Source organism: Nitrosomonas ureae (genome assembly GCF_001455205.1).
In the GTDB taxonomy this organism is placed as follows: Bacteria; Pseudomonadota; Gammaproteobacteria; order Burkholderiales; family Nitrosomonadaceae; genus Nitrosomonas; species Nitrosomonas ureae.
Genome location: NZ_CP013341.1, coordinates 3,006,469 through 3,025,740, shown reverse-complemented (window position 1 = coordinate 3,025,740; position 19,272 = coordinate 3,006,469). Strand labels below are relative to the sequence as shown.

The window sequence follows — 19,272 nt, the reverse complement described above, 5'->3', positions numbered from 1 at the left end:
TACCCTTTTATTGATGAATTTATTGCCTTATCTGACCGTCACCCAGCACGATAAATTTCTGGCTGGTCAATCCTTCCAAGCCGACCGGGCCGCGTGCATGGATTTTGTCGGTAGAAATGCCAATCTCCGCACCCAGGCCGTATTCAAATCCATCCGCGAAACGCGGGGTAGTGTTGACCATCACCGAGCTGGAATCGACTTCGCGCAGAAAGCGGCGTGCACGGGTATAGTTTTCGGTAACAATCGCATCGGTATGCTGCGAGCCATATTTCGTAATGTGATCAATCGCTTGCTCTAATCCCGCTACAATGCGTATGCTCAGTATTGGTGCCAGGTATTCTTCATACCAATCCTGCTCAGTCGCTGCTTTAATTTGTGGAATAATGTCGCATGCTGTTTCATCGCCGCGTAGTTCGACACCTTTATCGATATAAATTTTGTTCAGCACGGGCAATATTCTCGGCGCTATCTCTGCGTGGATCAGTAGCGTTTCCATCGTGTTGCAAGTGCCGTAACGTTGGGTTTTTGCGTTATCCGCTATGCGCACCGCTTTATCAAAGTCTGCTTCATCGTCTATGTACACGTGACAAACACCATCCAGATGCTTAATCACCGGGACGCGTGCTTCTTTTGTAATGCGCTCGATCAGGCCTTTGCCGCCACGAGGTACAATCACGTCAACAAAATTTTCCATGGTGATCAGTTCGCCAACAGCAGCGCGATCGATGGTTTCAATCACTTGTACTGCTGTTTCCGGCAAACCGGCCAGGCGTAACCCTTCTTTTACACACGCAGCAATTGCCTGATTACTATTAATGGCTTCCGACCCGCCACGTAAAATTGCCGCATTACCCGCTTTCAAGCACAAACCTGCAGCGTCAGCCGTCACATTTGGGCGCGCTTCATAAATAATGCCGATCACTCCCAGAGGCACGCGCATTTTCCCCACCTGAATGCCGGATGGACGGTAATTCAATCCACTGATTTCTCCTACCGGATCAGCCAACGCAGCAATCTGCATCAAACCTTCCGTCATTGCGGCCACGCCTTTGGCCGACAAAGCCAAGCGGTCGATCATTGAAGCTTCGAGATCTTTCGCACGCGCATTCTCCAGATCTTTGGCATTGGCCGCTAATAATAATGATTCATCACGACGGATGGCGTTGGCCATAGCAATTAATGCTTGATTTTTAGTTGCAGTATCGGCCTTTGCAATCAAACGAGAGGCTGCACGTGCTTCCTGGCCGACGAAATACATATAACTTTTGATGTCTGTGGTGTCCATAGATTAAGTTTTAATCAAAATCTGAATCTGTAAATAGTTAGGAATTATAGTACAAGATAAGGGTTCTATTATAAGCTGCCACAGGCGCAGTCGGTTGCAAAACTATTTATTATTCAGTCATCACACACCGAATGTACGAGAAATAGCTTCTATTAATTGCTTTTTTTGTTAATTTATTTTCTAACATCGTAGTGTAATTTGAAAGCCGGTCAAAATAACTCATACGTTGCTTGGTACAGTGGACAGAGGTATTTATGGAAAAAAGTGCAATATTAGGTGTATTAGCAGCCGAAGTGGAACAAGGGCGATTGATTTTTCCGACCTCCGCTACTGCGGCGATCAAGATCAAAGAAAAATTAGAAGATCCCGATTGTAGTATGGATTCTGTAGCGCGATTGATTCAAGCTGAGCCGCTGCTATCGGCAAAAGTAGTTGCAATAGCCAATTCTCCTGTGTTTAATCGCTCCAGCAGGAAAATTACCGACGTACGCTCAGCAGTTACATTAATCGGTATGCGAACGGTGCGAAATTTGGCAACAGTAGTGGTGGTACAGCAGCTGGTAGGGTCGCTGGCCAGAAGCGAGCAGGTTGCTCAATTATGGAAACACTCCGCTTATGTGGCTGCGCTGGCACAAGTTATCGCGCGCCGGGTCACCCGGCAAGATCCCGAAACAGCCATGTTCGCCGGAATAATTCACGAAATTAGCTGGTTTTACTTATTGGCTCGGGAGAAGTATTATCCGGGATTAATTGATGAAAGCATGGCGAGTTCATGGAGCAGTGACGAAGAGTTGGAAGAGGATGGTGAACTCAATTGTGAAATTATCATCGGTACTGCCGTCTTAAAAGCACTTTCAGTTCCGGATCCGGTATTGGAAAATATTATTTATCTGTGGCATGGGTATTTAACATTTCCACCCAGCTCGCTCGGCGATACACTGCTAATAGCCAATCAGTTGGCTCCGGTCAAATCCCCTTTCACTTTACCCTCAGATCAGAGATATAGCGATGCCCCTGTTAACGTTAATTTGTTAATCGATGATACAACACTGGGCGAAATATTAAAGGATTCGGAGGAGGAAGTGCGATTATTGACAGAGGCCTTATGTGCATGATCTGGTCTCGATGTACATAAAATCCGTTGCTTAAACTGACCTTGTGATGGATGCACAGGAAATTATCATCACGTATGAAGTCATTGGATATCTTTATTCAATTGATTCGGATGAAATCTGACAACGTATCCGATAGAGAGACAATTTCCCGCTCTACAAAACCATTATTAATTGAAAAAATATTAAAAGCTGCAATGATTGTCCGTTTGCCAGCTCATTGAAACAACGTAGCATCCGAACCATCAATGGTAATCTTTGATTACTGTATAACCTGGCATCAAAATATACTCTATACAAAGTGAAGGTTGTCGAACAGCAGATTTAGTATTTAAAAAGATTATCAGCTGTTTTTCGATATCAACTATCAATTAGAAGGGCGATTATATATATCACTGATTACATTGATATAGTCTTGTAAAGTCGGTACGAATGTACTATGCGGGGTTGTGCAGGCATAGTAAGAAATGAGTAGGAATTTCCTATAGATACAATCAAATAATGAACCTAGAATGCCACCTGTATTGAATTAAAACCCAAGTAAGTCCAAGGCGGTTGGTTTTTTAATATTTTTCTTTATTTACTCTATTGGAGATTCAAATGAGAAACAGTTTTAAACTGAAACTATTAGCAGCTGCAATTCTGATGACCAGTAGTGTTACTCACGCAGCACCGACTGTTATGGGCAATTGGGGTGTTCACGATGATCCTGTTGAGCATGCGAGTGTATTGCTAGGAGTTGGTGCTGGATCGTTTGATCATGTATTTACATTTAACTTAGCTAATTGGAATGGCCTCGTGTCTATCGCGGTTACCAATGATTTCGGAAAATTTAATATTAATGGCTCCTCTTTGCAGTTATGGAAAGAAACCAGTGCTGATGGCAACTACACTAATGACACCTCTTTAGGTTCATTTGCATTTGATTCTTCATCGGTGGGCATGGATTTTGGCAATCTGGGACCCGGTAATTACTATTATGAAATTACAGGCACTGTACTAGGCCTGAAAGGGGGGAGCTATACTGTAGATTCTTACATCTCTCCAGTTCCTGAACCGGAAACCTATGCAATGTTATTGGCTGGATTAGGGATGATTGGTTTTTCTGTGCGTCGCCGTCGACCAATTTAGAAAATTTAGAACAGTATAATAATAATTAGATTCTGAGTAATGATCTTAAGCCACAGGAATATTCTCCTGTGGTTTTTTATTGATTTGGAGAGTATGTAGCATTTGTCGCATGCAACTAGCAATTGCCAAAGCACTAGAACGTAATCATGGAGGCGCTTGTAATAAGTAGCAAACTCTTTTTGACTTCGCTCTCATTCATGAAGCGTAGTTTTTCTTTTTATGAATGAAGCTACTGCATCGAATGTAAGCCGATCATATTGCCTTCAGTGTCACGAACCAGAGCAATAAAGCCGTATTTTCCAATGGACATTTTCTCGCGTACAAGGTATCCACCCATAGCGGTTGCGCGATTGGCTTCAACAGCACAGTCCATGCATGTAAAATAGACGAGCACGCCGTTACCCCCTCCCGGGCCATTTTCCATTTTGACCAATGCGCCGGATGCGCCTGACTGATCACTGTTCATTGGAAAACTCCATAACTCAATTTCCATTTTTGCAAGAGCGTTTAAACGTTCCAGCTTTACTTGAAATACGGATTCATAAAAATATCTGGCCCGATCCATATCCTGCACATAAATTTCAAACCAACCAACAGGATTCTTCATCTTCATTTCTCCTGAAGTAAATTAAAGCTCCGGGATTTAACCCTTCTTACAGCCATACCATCAGACCCATTTCCAAAGGATGAGAGAGTAATGAATGGTAAGGATAAATGCGGATGAAATACTCCTGCTTGCCGCACAATTCCGGAATCAGTTTAAGTTCGAACGAATGCTCGTGCGAATCCTGAGTGCCGGTGAATTCAAATTTGAAGTGCTTGAAATTACATAGCTTGGTGGTTTTAAACTGACGGCATATCAACAGCTCAATGACGACGTCTTCCGGGGATAGGCCGTTCAGATTTGCGGCCACCTTGAAATTCAGTGCTTCATTAAAATGAATTCGTTCACAGGGTGTGTCCAATCGGCGTAATGTAATCCCTTGCCACGCATGCTTTATTTTTGTTTTCCATACGGCTACATTCTTTGCCGCAGCAAAGTCGTTCGCTGCATATAACATTCCTTTCCTGCTGGCCGGGCGATAGAATTTTGTCACATATTCATCGACCATGCGGGTTGCATTGTAACGCGGTAGTAGGGATATCATTGAGTGCTTGGCCATTTTTACCCAATTGGGCGAATAGCCAAGTTTGCCATAGTCGTAATACAATGGAATGACCTGATCCTGCAAGATTTCATACAGTGCACGGCCTTCTTCTTGATCACGCAACGTTCCTTCCATATCCTCTGGACCGGGTTTGATCGCCCAGCCATTTTTACCGTCGTAGCCTTCTCCCCACCAGCCATCCAGTACACTTAGATTGATTGCGCCATTGATACCGGCTTTCATGCCAGAGGTGCCACTTGCTTCCAGAGGGTAGATCGGATTATTAAGCCAGACATCGACACCCGCAACTAAGCGTCGGGCAAGCCGTAAATCATAACCTTCGATTAATAAAAGCCGCCCTTCAAATTCAGGAAGGCTTGCAATTTGACTGATGCGCCGGATCAAATCTTGTCCTGGAACATCAGCAGGGTGAGCTTTGCCGGCGAAAAGAAGCAATACGGGGCGATCCTGATCGAAAATAATATTCCGTAACCAATCGAGATTATCAAATAACAATGCAGCGCGCTTATAAGTAGCGAAACGACGCGCGAAGCCCAATGTAAGAATGTTCGGGTTGATGGGGTCAACAAATTTCAGCAGCCGGTCGAGATGCGCTTCAGAGCCGCGATTCCTGCTATTCTGTTCACTGATGCGAGAACGAATACCATAAAACATTTGCGATTTTAATGATTGCCGCACACTCCAGAACAAATGATCCGGTATCGCATCGATGCTTGACCAATAATCGGTATCGCACATTTTGTTGCGCCATTCATGACCCAAGTATCGATCAAACAAATCGGACCATTCCTGCGCCAGGAAGGTGGGAACATGAACGCCATTGGTGATATAGGAAATCGGGTTTTCTTCCGGTTCGATTTGTGGCCACAAATCCCGGCAAATATTCGCGGAAACATCGCCGTGTATCTTGCTGACGCCGTTATGGGTGCGCGAGCCGTGGATTGCCAGCGCGGTCATGTTAAAATCCGGGCTTCCTGGCGCATGTCCAAGCGCCATGAATTCTTCGCGTGTAATATTCAGGTGACGATAAAAGCTGTCAAAATAGGTTTGAATGAGATTCGCATCGAAATGATCATGTCCTGCGGGAACAGCGGTATGTGTCGTGAAAACCGTATTGACCGCCACACTTTCCAAGGCGCTTGCAAAATCGAGTCCCTGCTGTACTAAAGCGTAAATGCGCTCCAGAATCATAAAGGCCGCGTGACCTTCATTGATATGCCATATGGTGGGCTTGATGCCGAGGGCTTGCAAGACACGTACTCCGCCCATACCCAGAATGATTTCTTGTTCTATGCGCATGACTTTGTCGCCACCATAGAGATTGTGAGTGATGTAACGGTCCTGTGGAGAATTTTCCAGCAAATCGGTATCCAGCAGAAATAATGTGACATGACCGATTTTTGCTTGCCATACTTTTATGGTGATATCCCGCTGCGAGAGGGGAACTGTAATTTGCAAACTTGAGCCGTCCTCGCGTAGCACCGGCGTAACAGGCAAATCATCAAAGTCCGAAATGGTATAAGCAACTTGTTGATTACCTAGGCTATCGATGGTTTGTGAAAAATATCCCTGGCGATAAAGTAAACCAATCGCCACAAAGGGAAGGTGCAAGTCGCTGGCCGCCTTACAATGGTCGCCTGCCAGGATGCCCAGGCCACCCGAATAAATGGGCAAGCTTTCGTGAAAGCCAAATTCAAAACAGAAATAGGCAATCTGGTCTTGCAAATCCAATTCTTCGTTAATCGGGACAGCGGAAGCGTCGTGATAGGAATCGTATGTGGACAGGATGCTGTTATAAGTGGCAAGAAAAACACGATCTTTCGTGGCTTTTATCAGTACCGATTCATCCACACGTTTTAGAAATGCTTTAGGATTATGTCCGACCGCTTCCCATAAGTGGGGGTCAAGGCGGGAAAATAGTGTGCGTGTAGCGCGATCCCAGCTGTACCAAAGATTGTTGGCCAATTCTTCCAGTCTTTTAAGGCGGTGCGGTATTTTAGGATTGACGGTAATGGTAAAAGCTGTACGCGTAAACATTCGTATTCTCCTTAATAAGAATTATCTTGGTATTGATTCGAAGAGTAAGGCAATCAGGATTAAACCTGAAATAGTCAAATTTTCAACTTTGACTATTAAGCAAATGATGTGCCTCCTGTTTTGCACCGAGCAAGCTGACCTCAGGATTAGTAATTATATACACAGGAAATTCGTGCATTAATTCAGAAAATCTTCCTTTGGCATGAAACGCACGCATAAAGCCGCCAAGCTTTAGAATATTGAGAATCCTAGGCGCGATGCCGCCAGCAATATATACACCACCCCGTGTAAGTCCTGTCAAAGCCAGATTGCCCGCATAGGCGCCATAAATATCGGCGAATATATTGATGGATTTTATCGCGATTGGATGTTGGTGAGTAAGCGCAAGTGCCGTAATAGTGGCACCGCTATCTTCTTCCAGATGGATAGGCGCAAGGTTTGAGGCTGTTGCGGAATTCATTTGCAGGAATTTAAAAATATTGGTTAATCCGGATCCTGAAAGTAATCGCTCTACGGACACATGGCCGAATTTATTATGGAGTGCTTCAAGTAACTGAATTTGTAACGTACTGGTTGGAGCAAAATCCATATGACCTGCTTCGGTAGGCACTGCAAAATAGCGACCTTCGTGCCAAGTGAGCCAGGCGACACCCATACCGGTACCCGCACCCAGTACTACGCGCATCGAATGTGCCAGTGATTTCCCAGTCTGCAATATTGCCACATCGTCAGGTGACAAGCTTTCAATGCCCAAAGCAGCTGCTTCAAAATCATTAATCAATTTGACTGCAGGAATTGAAAACTCGGTAGAAATAGTGCTACTGTTGATTTGCCAAGGTAAGTTGGTTAGTTTTGCCTGTTGCGTGACAACGGGGCCTGCGACCGCAAAGCATGCCGCAAGCGGGAGATCGGTCCCTCGGGTTCGGTTCAGAAAATCTTGGAAAATTTCGGAGAAGGTTGCAAAATCATGATTGTCATAACGATGTGTGAGTAACGTTCGCACCTTACCATTACTTATTTCTGCTGATTGCAGAATGGTTTTGGTGCCGCCGATATCTCCACAGACGAATTGCTTGTTCAAGTGTTGTTTATATAGAAATTAATCAGAAATATTATTTTGAGACTGATAAAAGACTTTAACAAAACCAATGAGTAGTATACATCGAACGGGTAGTATACATTGATCTACATGTTTTCATTGCCTTTCCTGTTAATTGACATACAATGGAACATTCAATGATTATTACTGCTATTGCATAATTCAAAATGACTGAGCCATTGATTATTGCCAAAACCGGCAGTACTGAGTTAGAGCTTTTGCCTGAAATGTCCACTCGGCACGGTTGTATCACGGGTGCGACGGGGACGGGCAAGACGGTGACTTTGCAGAGATTGGCAGAAAGTTTTTCGGGTATCGGTGTGCCGGTATTTATGGCTGATGTTAAAGGCGATTTAACAGGCATCAGCAAGCCTGGTTCGCTGACAGATAAAATAAAAAACCGTTTGAGCATGATGCGGGTGGATGTTTCTGAATGGAAAGGTTTCCCGGTTACTTTGTGGGATGTGCTGCAGAAAAACGGACATCCGCTACGTGCAACCATTTCCGACATGGGGCCATTGCTGCTGGCTCGTCTGCTGAACCTGAATGAAACGCAAGAAGGTGTGATAACGCTGGTTTTCAAGGTAGCGGATGATTATGGGTTATTACTGCTCGATCTCAAAGACTTGCGTGCATTGCTCCAATTTGTCGGTGATAACGCTGATCGATTTAAAACTCAATACGGCAGTGTTTCCTCGGCATCGATTGGTGCTATCCAGCGCGGTTTGTTACAGATAGAAGAGCAAGGCGGGGACCATTTTTTCGGTGAACCCATGTTGAATATTGAGGATTTGCTGCAGACTATCGATGGCAAAGGTGTCATTAATATTCTGGCTGCAGATAAGCTATTAAACTTCCCGCGATTGTATAGTACCTTTTTGCTGTGGATGCTATCCGAGTTATACGAGAATTTGCCGGAAATCGGGGATCGTGATAAACCTAAATTGGTATTCTTTTTTGATGAAGCGCATTTGCTGTTCAGCACAGCATCTCCCGCCTTACTGGAAAAAATCGAACAGGTTGTCAGGCTGATACGTTCCAAAGGTGTCGGGGTTTACTTTGTAACACAAAATCCATTTGATATTCCGCAGAAGGTATTGGCTCAGTTGGGCAACCGGATTCAGCATGCATTACGCGCATTTACGCCGCGTGATCAAAAAGCTGTGAATTCTGTTGCTGAAACTATGCGCCCCAATCCGGAACTGAATATCAAGCAGGCTATCCTTGAGCTTTCCGTGGGTGAAGCACTGATTTCTTTTCTTGAGCGCGACGGCTCTCCAGGCATTACCGAACGTGCGTATATTCTTCCTCCGGTCAGCCAGATCGGGCCCATTACACTGGAAGAACGGCAGCGGTTGCTGCAATCTTCTATTGTAACGGGTGTGTATGAGCAGGAAATTGACCGTGAGAGTGCCTTTGAACTATTATTGGCGCGGACGGGTAAAAACAGGTTGGATAGTGCTTCGCAGGCTCCTGGCGATAAGAACCTGAGGAAACCTTCGGAAGAAGGGATTTTGAAAGATCTAGGTGATTTATTCTCAAAGCCTTCGGGAAGACGAGGAGGGCAGCGCGAGGGGGTTATTGATGTTATGGCAAAAAGCGCAGCGCGTTCAATAGGATCGTCAATTGCCCGCGAAATCACTCGTGGTCTGCTCGGATCGTTATTAGGTAGGCGGCGTTAGCAGGCCAGCACTTAAAAAACATACCGGATCATTACCCACCTTCTCCATCGGATTGCTCAACTTCTTGCAATTCTGAATAAATCAATATCAGCAACGCGCACACCATTAAACCCTCTCTACGCAAGTAACTGTTAATAGAATCCTAAAACGTGGCAATGCCGAGATGAACTGTAGGATCATCTGCCGGATTCAAATCCAAAAACCGCATGATTGAAACTTCGCATTAGCCATTGATTCAACCGATTTATTATTGAGACTGCGTAATCAAGTGGTTCTCTGATTCTGCTTGTTCATCCGTAAAAATTACTCAGCACTTGTAAACCGAAGCATTGGATTGGCGTTAATGGGCATGGTTTTGCTTAATTTATATTTCTTAGTGCATCGATTGATTAGATTTTCAGGATTTCTATAAAAACGGCCATGCAAAAATTCAATATTGCTTATACCTGCAATATTCGCCATCCGGGCATGGAGGATGAGCGCTACGGCGAATTTGAAAGCCCGACGACCATTGCGGCAGTAGCAACAGCGCTTGAACGTATAGGCGCGGATGTTGAAGTGATTGATGTGGGTAAAGATATTTACCATCAGCTCGAGAAACGCAAACATCAAATCGATTTGGTGTTCAATAACGCAGAGGGTCTGGAGCAGAAGGAGCTGCGCGAAGCCATTGTTCCCTTCTTTTGTGAGCACTTGGGTATTCCGTATACCGGCAGCAGCCCCAAGACTTTTATCAACAAAATGGATAAGGCAACGGCAAAAAGAATCGTTGCCTATGAAGGAGTGCCAACAGCGAAATTTCAACTCATGGTGCCGGGTGACCAACTCAAGGATCTGGCTTTTCCCTTGATGGTTAAACCCTACAGCGAGGGAACCAGTATCGGTATCAGCCAGAAAAGCAAAGTGCATAATGAAGCAGAGCTTAATGCCGCCATTGCAGCGGTTTATTCTCAGTGTGAGCAAGCTGCGTTGGTGGAAGAATTTCTGCCTGGAACCGAATACACGATCGGTTTGATTGGAAACTATGTGTTACCGATACTGGAAATTAATTTTGCCAACATTCCGGGGCATCCACAACTGCGCGATCCACACGTAAAAAGTATTGAGAACCCGTATATTTCTCATCTGGCCTGGACAGATCAAGCCAGAAACTTTGCGAAGCTGGCGATAACGGCGCATGAAGCACTAGAGGCGCGTGATTATAACCGCATGGATTTTCGCGTGCGTGAGGGTCAGCTGTATTTCCTCGAGGCGAATGTCATACCCGGTATCCACCCGACAGATGCGGATCTCACCAACATGTGCCGACACGTTGGTATCGCGCACCAGGATATGGTCGCACTTATCGTTGATAAAGCGGTGAAGCGGCTGGCATTGCGCTATCCCGAAAGATTCCATGACAAAACCCAATTGCTCGAAGACATAGCGGATTCAACTATCAACAAGGTGGCGAAAGCTGGTTTTCTTACTCATCAGGGGCGGATGTATACCCTGCTCGGAAAATAACTCATCTATAAATGAAATCATGATTGTACCCATTTCTAAAGACTTGTTTCCTGATCTTGTGAAAATTGCATTGCAAGATTTCAGCTCCTTATATCAAACCGAAGTTCATGCTGAACTGGAAGACATTGTGCATGGCCGCTGTTTCGGGCTGTGTGCCGTGAATGACGGTCGCCCGATTGGGTATGTGATCGCAAAAAGAACGGTTGATACTTATCATTTGCTGACGATCGCGGTGGATGAGAACCATCGGGGTAAAGGATATGGTTCGCGCTTATTGGATGGCATTTTTGCCGAAGTCGCGCAGCAAGGGGGAAGAATACTCAATGTCATTACCGATGCTGATGCCAGCGAAAGTCTGCGTTTTTATCTTAAAAACGGATTTTTCCTCACGGGCATCGTGCAGGATGAATTTATCTCAGGTGTGGCCCAAGTGCATCTAACCCGAAGGATGGGCTCAAGCTTGAAACAAATCAATTTTACAACCGCTTAACGTTGGAAAGGGCAAAGCAATGAGAATTATGGCAACAAAAATGGACGGTTGCGGCAACTCATTCCTGTTGGTTGATGAGATGAAGAACCCTGTGCCCGGATTCGATCGCGCGCGAATCTCACATGCCTTGGCAACACAACATGATACTGATGGGATTCTTTATGTGGATCAACAGCAGGGGATGCCCACGATGAAAATTTTTGATCGCGATGGAACCGAAGAAACCATGTGCGGCAATGGGCTGCGTTGTGCAACGCGTTATTTCCGCGATACTTATGTGCGCAGTAATGTGTTCAACATCATTACCGGCGATGGTCTGAAGGAAGTGTTCGTCGATAACGACTGCGTTGAGGTCAATTTGGGTGCCGCGCGGGATTACCGGCAAATCGATCAGAATTGCCATTATGTGTATACCGGCGTGCCGCATGTCGTGGTTATCGGTTCCGAGATCAGCCTGAAAACCGCAAGGGCACAGGGGCAATCGTTGCGCAACGATAAATCCCTGTGCGAGTTGCTCGGTCACCCGGAAGGCGTGAATGTCAATTTCATTTGGCGCACTACAGATAGCATTACTCTGCGTACCTTTGAGGTTGGCGTGGAAGATGTCACGCAAAGCTGCGGGACCGGCAGTGCGGCAAGTGCTTATGTTGCAGCCAAGGTGTTTGGAATCGATTTGCCCATCCTGACGCATTCTCTAGGTGGTAGCCTACGCATCAGAAACGATGATGGTGGGTTGTCGATCAGCGGTCCGACGCGCTATCAAGGAAAAGTGATCGGGTTTGCCCATGCAAACTTTGCCAGATCCGTCGAACCGGTCGATTTCTGGCAGCGCAATTATGCCTGGCAGGGGATGTAGATCGTTTGCTCATTCGTTTGGTGTTGAAAGATCGGCACGGCTTTTATTACTGCGGCATTGTTAAAGCCGGAAAATTTTTTCATAAGGCAGGAATATGGAATTCTCATTCGTTACTTTCTTTCTCATCATGGTTGCAATGGCGGTGGCGGATGTTTGCTGGACGCTGTATTTTATCGATGTGGATGAAAGAAGAGCCCATGCTGCCGCGTTCTGGTCGGCAATGATCATACTGGTTACCGCATTTACCGTCACCAATTATGTCGAGAACAAGATTTATATCGCAGCCGCTTTCCTCGGGGCGTATTTGGGCACCTATGGCACGATTGAATGGAAGAAAAAAATGGAAGCTAAATCAAAGCCTGAATTGATCGATTGAATTTTCCCAACACTTGCTTCGCATCAGCTGCGGTATCTGATGCTGTTCCATCTTTGGATGGGCGAGTCTTAAACGCGTCATAATCATTGCTGCAAATTTCCAGAGTTTGCCTTGCGGATGCAGCAGACGCTATGCTGAATTCTTTTCTTTCTCCCTTCTCTTCAGTGTTTCGTGAAAATCGTCGTGTTCCTTTTCTAGCCTCGAGTGTAGCTGGATAATATCTAAGCTCTAAGGGGAAAGTGCGCTAATATGTTAAAGATGTTGTTGCCTATAGATTAGAATCTTGCATTTAAAAATTACGATGTAAGTCAAGCTTATCTTGTAATTAATTTAGTGTAATAAGATTAAGGAGTTCTAAAAGAAATGAAATTAATATTCGAAAATCTCGGTCCACTAGAATATGGCAAAATAGAGCTTGCTGATCTTACAATAATTTGTGGCGAGAATAATACCGGTAAGACTTATGTAACTTATTTAATTTATTGCCTCCTGACAAGTTGGAAACACTTGATCGATATAAATCTCAAGAAGGAGTTCCATGAACTGAAAGTTAATGGTGTAACCAAAATTGATCTTCAAAAAAAGATTGCTGATTCATGGGATAAAATCTGTGAAGAAACGGTTGCGAAATTTATAAAACATTTTCCCGAAATGCTTGCATCTAAAAGTGAGCTTCTTGCCAAATTATCGATAAAAGTCGATATACCGCTTGGTGTATTATGGAAACATCGAGAATACAAAAACGAGTTGCGTAGTGCAAAAGGCAATTTACTGGTTACTATGACAAAGCTCGCTCATTCTTCTGAATTGGAGCTTGCTGCACCTCAATCCAGTGAGTTGCAATCAATTATTTCGTTAGAAAATTTTATAGAAGAGCGTTTATTTGGATTACTGCTTGAGGAAACCATTCCTACCGTTTTCATAGCAAGTACTGAACGAACAGGAGCAACTACATTCAAGAAGCAACTTAACCTTGCAATTAGTAACTTAGTCGATCTACTCGGTCAAGCACACAAGGATGGTGCTGATAGTATTACACCTCAGAAACTATTTGACACAATTTATGGGCGCCCCGAATATGCTCTGCCTGTTAGACATAATGTTCAGTTCATTAATCAATTACCAAATAGTAGCGCTGAAGATGGTGAGATATATAGATCATTTCCAGATTTACTGAGAAGATTTGAGACAATTGTTGGTGGTACCTATGTTACGAATAAAGAAGGAATAACTTATTTCCAACCTAAAGGATCAAATTTAAAACTTGGCTTGGGTGAAGTTTCGAGCTCTGTTCGATCTTTATTGATTGTTTGGTACTGGCTAAAGCATTTTGCCAAAAAAGGCGACATGCTGATGTTGGATGAGCCGGAATTAAATCTCCATCCAGCTAATCAGCGAAGGTTGGCGCGCTTTATTGTTGCTCTTGTGAATCACGGAATAAAAATATTCATAACAACACACAGCGATTATATAGTCAAAGAATTCAATACATTGATTATGCTGAATCAAGAATCACCAAAACTTCAATCTATTCGTGAAAAACTTGCGGACTATCTTTTAGAGGATAAATTAGATCCCAAACGTGTATCACTTTATATGGCACGCGATGACAGTATATTACGTCCTGGATATAAAAGAAAAAGTAAAGCAAAAACATTAATCAAAGCAGAAATAAATACAACTTTAGGTATTGAAGCAATGAGCTTTGATGAAACAATAGATGATATGAATGCTATTCAGGAAGCAATTTATTATGGCCTTAATTGATGATGGCATAGAAGCTTTGAAAGCTCTATTGAGTTGTGTGCATTCCGATGGCTATTTTGAAGCACATGCTTACATTGAAGAAAAAAATGAAGCAAAGTTAAAAAAATTATGTTTATCCGAACTGACTCCAGGAATGTTATTGCTAGCAACTGATAAAGGTCGTAACTTTGATAATGAGGGTCGTAAACTTGGTAGATACGCTTGTATGTCCCCCTTATTCAAGCAAGATGGTAAATTTGATCAAAATCGTGCTTGTGATGCAGTATTAATTAGAAAAGTTTCAGCTGGTTGTGAGTTATTCTATATTGAGCTTAAATCAGATAATCCATCAGGATTTGCAGGGCAATTTAAGAGCACTCAAGCTTTTATGGGCTATGTTTTATATTTAGTAGATTTATTCTGTAATATAAAACTAGAGATTAAAAGAGAACGGTATATTGTATTTCATACTGATTCAAAAAATGCAACACACAGAGGAAAGAAACAAAAAACACGATTTTCTCCTAAAGATGCAAATACTGCGGAGTCCCCCATGAAATTTTGTGTACGCAATAATGACACAATTCGGTGTACAGAATTTTTCTGATTATAGGCAATAAAATAAAGCAAGAAACCATCAAAAATTAGAAGGCTCTAGAACAAGAAATTCGTTATTTTGATTGCTACATCACCTGACGTGTCATCGCACTTGTTCGAATCGTTCGCGCAAACTTTTCACAATGTCGGATTCGCCGAGAATCCGGAAGAAAGCGCCTTCACCATCTGCACGTTCTTCCAGCACTTTACAGTTGGCGTAGATTTGGCTACGCAATTGCTGCGCTGTCCAAGGCAAGAAAAGCTCGTCTTCCACGAGATCTTGTTGGAAGAATGCGACGATTTGCTGGTGTAAGTTAGCGACATCGTCAGGGCGGCGTGCGCTCATCACGATGCAAGCCGGGTACAGGGTTTTGAGCACGGCTTCACATTCAGCTTGTGCTGCGGCATCGCCGACATGATCGATCTTGTTAAAAATACGGATGCGCGGGATATCCTGTGCAGCAATTTCTTCAAGCACTTTGTTGGTGACTTCAAGTTGACGTTCATAGCCGGGGTCGCTTGCATCAATGACGTGAAGCAACAGTGATGCATCCAGCGCCTCGTCGAGCGTTGATTTGAACGATGCGACGAGGCCGTGCGGCAGATTCTTGATGAATCCGACCGTATCGCTGACGAGCACGCGCGGCACGCTCTCGGGGTGAAGGGTGCGCACGGTGGTATCGAGCGTGGCGAAAAGTTTATTGGCCACCAGTACTTCGCTGCCGGTGAGTGCGCGCATCAAGGTGGATTTTCCAGCATTGGTGTAGCCGACGAGCGCTATGCTGGCGTTTCCCCGTCGTTCCAGCCGACGTGCGCGCTGGATCTGGCGTTCAGCATCCATCGCGACGATTTCCAATTGCAATTCTGCAATGCGATCGCGAATCTTGCGTCGATCCAATTCAGTGTGCGATTCTCCGGCACCTCGTCCGCCGGTGCCGCTGCGTTGCCGACCTTGTGGTCCCGCGAGCTTGGCCATTTCGCGCAGACGCGGCGCCATGTAGCTGAGGCGGGCGATTTCCACCTGGGCACGTGCAGCGGGGGAACGTGCATTGCGATGAAAAATCTCCAGGATGACCATCGTACGATCCATCACCTCGCAACCGGTTTCTTTTTCCAGATTGCGTGCTTGTGACGGCGAAATCTCGTGGTCGACCAGAATAACGTCAATAGCCTTCGCATCAGGTTTGGCATTTTGCGGTGCTTCCTGCCCATCGCCATCAAGCTCGTTGTTTACAAACTCGCGAATTTCCTGACGTTTCCCGGCTCCTAAATATGCTGCTGCGTCAAAACCGGAGCGTTTCTGCATAAATCTATGCACGACTTTAAACCCCAGTGTTTTTGCCAGTTCGCATAATTCGGTCAGCGAGGCTTCGAACTCCGCGTCGGTCACGCTGGAGAGCTGTACAGCCGCTACAACCGCGCACCTGGATTTTTCTTGGGATTCGTTTTGCATGTGCTGATAGCCTTTGATGGGAAAATTAAGCCGGGGTGACCATTATCGTTGATAAAGATCACACGCAGAAAAAATATGCATTTTGAAAATATTCTGCATTAACAATTAGAGCGCATCAGTAGTGTCCGGCAATTTACCCAAGATGATTGTATAACAGATTGATCTGTAGAATGAAATGGTATGTTTGGGGGTGTCACCGATTTGAAAGTGAATTTTTTGCGAAACTGGAGGTTTCCCTACGTGGCTTCTTATCATGCATTCAGGCAAATTGGTATTCGCACAACTCATGGATTACTTGCCCCTTCACACATTCCGCCGCTGTGTACAGCGTTACCCTTCCAAATATCCCACCAAGACTCTTTCGCATCTCGATCAATTTCTTTGCATGGCTTTCGCGCAGCTGACTTACCGCGAGAGTCTGCGCGACATCGAAACCTGTCTGCGCGCTCACCAAGCTAAGCTTTATCACTTGGGCATACGAGGCAACATCGCCAAGAGTACGTTGGCCGATGCCAACGAGCAGCGCGATTGTCGCATCTACATGGATTTCGCGATGAGCTTGATCCAGATCGCCAGAAAGCTTTACTCCAGCGATAGCTTAGCGGTGGAGTTGGAACAGACAGTCTATGCACTCGATACCACGACCATCGATCTGTGTTTGAGCGTCTTTCCATGGGCGCGCTTTCGTCAGACCAAAGCTGCCGTCAAGATGCATACACTGCTTGATCTACGCGGCAACATTCCAACGTTCATCCATATCAGCGACGGCAAGATGCACGAAGTCAATGTGCTCGATTTCCTGATCCCCGAAGCTGGCAGCTTTTACATCATGGATCGGGGCTTTACCGACTTTGCTCGCTGGTTCACTATGCATCAAGCACAAGCATTTTTTGTAACGCGCGCTAAATCCAGTCTCCTTTTTCGCCGTGTCTACTCTCACTCAGTGGACAAATCCACGGGACTGCGATGCGATCAGACCATTGCATTGACCGCTACGAAGGCCAGCAAGGATTACCCGCAGCACCTACGACGTATTAAGTTCTATGATGCCGAACACGACAAGCATCTGGTATTTCTAACCAACAACTTCGATTTACCTGCACTGACCATCGCTCAGCTTTATCGTTGTCGCTGGCAGATCGAACTATTCTTCAAGTGGATCAAACAACATCTTCGTATCAAGCAATTCTACGGAACCACTGAAAACGCAGTCAAGACACAGATATGGATTGCCATCTCGGTTTATGTCTTGGTTGCCATCGTAAAAAAGCGACTCAATACCGAGACTTCACTTTACACAATCCTACAAATCCTGAGCCTAACTCTTTTCGAGAAAACTAACCTAGAAAGACCTCTGCACAACCGCAAGAATTTTGCTGTAGCGACAGAGAAAATTTTCCAAGTGACACTTGTTGCACGTCATTTTAATAGAAAGTGGAGTTTTTTCCTTTTTTTAGGTGAATTTTTCCCCCTTATGTAATATTTGGACGGATCGCTCCCCTTAATGGTTGGTCTACGAAGATTTTGTTGGCTGCTTTCTTTAGATTCATGCAGATACTTTTCAGTATGACTTGGGCGTTGACTTTTGTCGTACCGAAGTAGCTGGCGCGTCCCATTCTGAATAAGCGTTTGATTGTGCCGAAACACTGTTCGACAATATAGCGTTTTTTACTGATCAATTGATTCGCCAGCTTCTGGCGTGACGAGAGGGGTTTATTCTTGTACGCACGATGCATGATTGCGCTCTTGATCTTTTGCTTTCTTAGAAATTGCCGATTGGCATTGCTGGCGGATCCCTTGTCGGCATACACCCGATTCGCCTCGATATGCGCACCATCGATAGCGGCTTCGAAATGCATCATTTCGCTCTGGTTGGCAGGGGCGGTGTGAACCCCGCGCACATAGCCGTCTTGTGCGTCCACCACCAGGTAACTGCGGTAGCCAAACTGTGACTTCTTGCCTTTCTTTAGCCAGGTCGCATCCGGATCCGCGCTTTGTTCTTCGATACAGTTGATTCCAGGTTGACTGCCATCTTCAAACTGAACAACCTTACCTTCTTCGGCATCCACTTCCAGTGTGATGGTCTTTTTAGGGCGTGCCGCTGACTCAATCAGCGTGGCATCAATGACCGCTCCTGTCGCACCCTTGATCATCAATCCGTGGGATTGAAGCTGTTCATTAATAGTGGCCAGCAGATCATCTAGCCGGTCGTTGGTTATTAGCCGGTTACGAAACCGGCACAAAGTGGTTTCATCCGGTATCGCATCCGACAAGGACAGTCCGCAAAATTGCAGAAAATCAATGCGTACACACAGTGCTTGCTCCAACGCAGCGTCCGATAAACTATGCCACTGACCTAGCAGGATCGCTTTGAACATCAACAACCCATCAAACGGCTCTTGGCCTCCACCATGCGATAACTCGCGCTTGTATAAACCCGTAAGTTTCGGACGTAATTCCTCCCACTCAATTAGGCCTTCAATCTTCAACAGAACATTATCTCGATTCAATCGCTCTGCTAATTCCAGTGTTCCAAAACTCATCTGCATCTTTTGCTCCAGCTGTCTTTTAACTCCCTCTATTTTAGTTGGTTATTGCACTGCCAGGCGAGGTTGTGCAGGAATCTTCTAGATCAATTACTTAAAAATACTGAGATGCAAATGATCACTCACCATAACAACAACCAACTGAATCTATTCAACTAAATTGCCGGACACTACTGAGAGCGCATAA

At 45.0% G+C, this 19,272-nt stretch carries 15 protein-coding genes and 1 pseudogene; 10 read left to right on the top strand and 6 right to left on the bottom strand.

Annotation, left to right across the window (positions count from 1 at the left end; translation table 11 throughout):
* Window positions 1-19: 19 nt before the first annotated feature.
* Entirely contained in the window at window positions 20-1,285 is a 1,266-nt protein-coding gene (locus ATY38_RS14040) for a glutamate-5-semialdehyde dehydrogenase (RefSeq protein ID WP_062559837.1), read from the bottom strand.
* Between the two features lie 254 nt (window positions 1,286-1,539).
* Here ATY38_RS14040 and ATY38_RS14035 point away from each other — a divergent pair, with 254 nt between their 5' ends.
* Both ATY38_RS14035 and ATY38_RS14030 read left to right on the top strand, forming a co-directional pair.
* Window positions 1,540-2,400 (top strand): HDOD domain-containing protein, encoded by an 861-nt coding sequence (locus tag ATY38_RS14035; RefSeq protein ID WP_062559836.1) that lies wholly within the window; start codon window positions 1,540-1,542, stop codon window positions 2,398-2,400.
* A 597-nt stretch (window positions 2,401-2,997) separates the two neighbouring features.
* Window positions 2,998-3,528, top strand: coding sequence for an FxDxF family PEP-CTERM protein (locus ATY38_RS14030; RefSeq protein WP_062559835.1), 531 nt, complete (start codon window positions 2,998-3,000; stop codon window positions 3,526-3,528).
* Between the two features lie 229 nt (window positions 3,529-3,757).
* Here ATY38_RS14030 and ATY38_RS14025 read toward each other — a convergent pair whose 3' ends face one another.
* The 3 genes from ATY38_RS14025 to glk form a co-directional block, all read right to left on the bottom strand.
* Window positions 3,758-4,135, bottom strand: coding sequence for a VOC family protein (locus ATY38_RS14025; protein WP_082633053.1), 378 nt, complete (start codon window positions 4,133-4,135; stop codon window positions 3,758-3,760).
* Between the two features lie 46 nt (window positions 4,136-4,181).
* The gene (gene glgP, locus ATY38_RS14020; RefSeq protein WP_062559833.1) at window positions 4,182-6,734 is read right to left on the bottom strand and encodes an alpha-glucan family phosphorylase; all 2,553 of its coding nucleotides are present in this window, start codon (window positions 6,732-6,734) and stop codon (window positions 4,182-4,184) included.
* 82 nt (window positions 6,735-6,816) lie between these two features.
* Entirely contained in the window at window positions 6,817-7,815 is a 999-nt protein-coding gene (gene glk / locus ATY38_RS14015; RefSeq protein ID WP_062559832.1) for a glucokinase, read from the bottom strand.
* A 185-nt stretch (window positions 7,816-8,000) separates the two neighbouring features.
* Here glk and ATY38_RS14010 point away from each other — a divergent pair, with 185 nt between their 5' ends.
* The 7 genes from ATY38_RS14010 to ATY38_RS13980 all read left to right on the top strand — a co-directional run bounded on the left by ATY38_RS14010 (window position 8,001) and on the right by ATY38_RS13980 (window position 15,096).
* Complete coding sequence (locus ATY38_RS14010) at window positions 8,001-9,515, top strand: helicase HerA-like domain-containing protein (RefSeq protein WP_062559831.1); 1,515 nt, start codon at window positions 8,001-8,003, stop codon at window positions 9,513-9,515.
* A 420-nt stretch (window positions 9,516-9,935) separates the two neighbouring features.
* Complete coding sequence (locus ATY38_RS14005) at window positions 9,936-11,021, top strand: D-alanine--D-alanine ligase family protein (RefSeq protein ID WP_062559830.1); 1,086 nt, start codon at window positions 9,936-9,938, stop codon at window positions 11,019-11,021.
* Window positions 11,022-11,040: 19 nt separating this feature from the next.
* Window positions 11,041-11,511 (top strand): GNAT family N-acetyltransferase, encoded by a 471-nt coding sequence (locus tag ATY38_RS14000; RefSeq protein WP_013647291.1) that lies wholly within the window; start codon window positions 11,041-11,043, stop codon window positions 11,509-11,511.
* A 28-nt stretch (window positions 11,512-11,539) separates the two neighbouring features.
* Complete coding sequence (dapF, locus tag ATY38_RS13995; RefSeq protein WP_062559829.1) at window positions 11,540-12,367, top strand: diaminopimelate epimerase; 828 nt, start codon at window positions 11,540-11,542, stop codon at window positions 12,365-12,367.
* A 94-nt stretch (window positions 12,368-12,461) separates the two neighbouring features.
* On the top strand, window positions 12,462-12,743 hold the full coding sequence (locus tag ATY38_RS13990; RefSeq protein WP_062559828.1) for a hypothetical protein: 282 nt from the start codon (window positions 12,462-12,464) through the stop codon (window positions 12,741-12,743).
* A 363-nt stretch (window positions 12,744-13,106) separates the two neighbouring features.
* Window positions 13,107-14,510 (top strand): AAA family ATPase, encoded by a 1,404-nt coding sequence (locus ATY38_RS13985; RefSeq protein WP_062559827.1) that lies wholly within the window; start codon window positions 13,107-13,109, stop codon window positions 14,508-14,510.
* The gene (locus ATY38_RS13980) at window positions 14,497-15,096 is read left to right on the top strand and encodes a hypothetical protein (RefSeq protein ID WP_062559826.1); all 600 of its coding nucleotides are present in this window, start codon (window positions 14,497-14,499) and stop codon (window positions 15,094-15,096) included. The genes ATY38_RS13985 and ATY38_RS13980 overlap by 14 nt, the downstream gene beginning before the upstream one ends.
* Before the next feature lie 93 nt (window positions 15,097-15,189).
* Here ATY38_RS13980 and hflX read toward each other — a convergent pair whose 3' ends face one another.
* On the bottom strand, window positions 15,190-16,539 hold the full coding sequence (gene hflX, locus ATY38_RS13975) for a GTPase HflX (RefSeq protein ID WP_062559825.1): 1,350 nt from the start codon (window positions 16,537-16,539) through the stop codon (window positions 15,190-15,192).
* Between the two features lie 253 nt (window positions 16,540-16,792).
* On the opposite strand from hflX, the pseudogene ATY38_RS13970 reads away from it, so the two are divergent.
* A pseudogene (locus ATY38_RS13970) lies at window positions 16,793-17,890 on the top strand (IS4 family transposase); the annotation flags it as partial.
* A 121-nt stretch (window positions 17,891-18,011) separates the two neighbouring features.
* Here ATY38_RS13970 and ATY38_RS13965 read toward each other — a convergent pair.
* The gene (locus ATY38_RS13965; protein WP_062559824.1) at window positions 18,012-19,088 is read right to left on the bottom strand and encodes an IS5 family transposase; all 1,077 of its coding nucleotides are present in this window, start codon (window positions 19,086-19,088) and stop codon (window positions 18,012-18,014) included.
* Window positions 19,089-19,272: the final 184 nt, after the last annotated feature.

Coding starts and splice junctions, on each gene's coding strand:
- ATY38_RS14005 (WP_062559830.1), top strand. CDS start 9,936: ATGCAAAAATTCAATATTGCTTATACCTGCAATATTCGCCATCCGGGC.
- ATY38_RS14025 (WP_082633053.1), bottom strand. CDS start 4,135: ATGAAGAATCCTGTTGGTTGGTTTGAAATTTATGTGCAGGATATGGAT.
- ATY38_RS13965 (WP_062559824.1), bottom strand. CDS start 19,088: ATGCAGATGAGTTTTGGAACACTGGAATTAGCAGAGCGATTGAATCGA.
- hflX (WP_062559825.1), bottom strand. CDS start 16,539: ATGCAAAACGAATCCCAAGAAAAATCCAGGTGCGCGGTTGTAGCGGCT.
- ATY38_RS14000 (WP_013647291.1), top strand. CDS start 11,041: ATGATTGTACCCATTTCTAAAGACTTGTTTCCTGATCTTGTGAAAATT.
- ATY38_RS13980 (WP_062559826.1), top strand. CDS start 14,497: ATGGCCTTAATTGATGATGGCATAGAAGCTTTGAAAGCTCTATTGAGT.
- ATY38_RS14010 (WP_062559831.1), top strand. CDS start 8,001: ATGACTGAGCCATTGATTATTGCCAAAACCGGCAGTACTGAGTTAGAG.
- ATY38_RS13985 (WP_062559827.1), top strand. CDS start 13,107: ATGAAATTAATATTCGAAAATCTCGGTCCACTAGAATATGGCAAAATA.
- glgP (WP_062559833.1), bottom strand. CDS start 6,734: ATGTTTACGCGTACAGCTTTTACCATTACCGTCAATCCTAAAATACCG.
- ATY38_RS14035 (WP_062559836.1), top strand. CDS start 1,540: ATGGAAAAAAGTGCAATATTAGGTGTATTAGCAGCCGAAGTGGAACAA.
- ATY38_RS14040 (WP_062559837.1), bottom strand. CDS start 1,285: ATGGACACCACAGACATCAAAAGTTATATGTATTTCGTCGGCCAGGAA.
- ATY38_RS13990 (WP_062559828.1), top strand. CDS start 12,462: ATGGAATTCTCATTCGTTACTTTCTTTCTCATCATGGTTGCAATGGCG.
- ATY38_RS14030 (WP_062559835.1), top strand. CDS start 2,998: ATGAGAAACAGTTTTAAACTGAAACTATTAGCAGCTGCAATTCTGATG.
- dapF (WP_062559829.1), top strand. CDS start 11,540: ATGGCAACAAAAATGGACGGTTGCGGCAACTCATTCCTGTTGGTTGAT.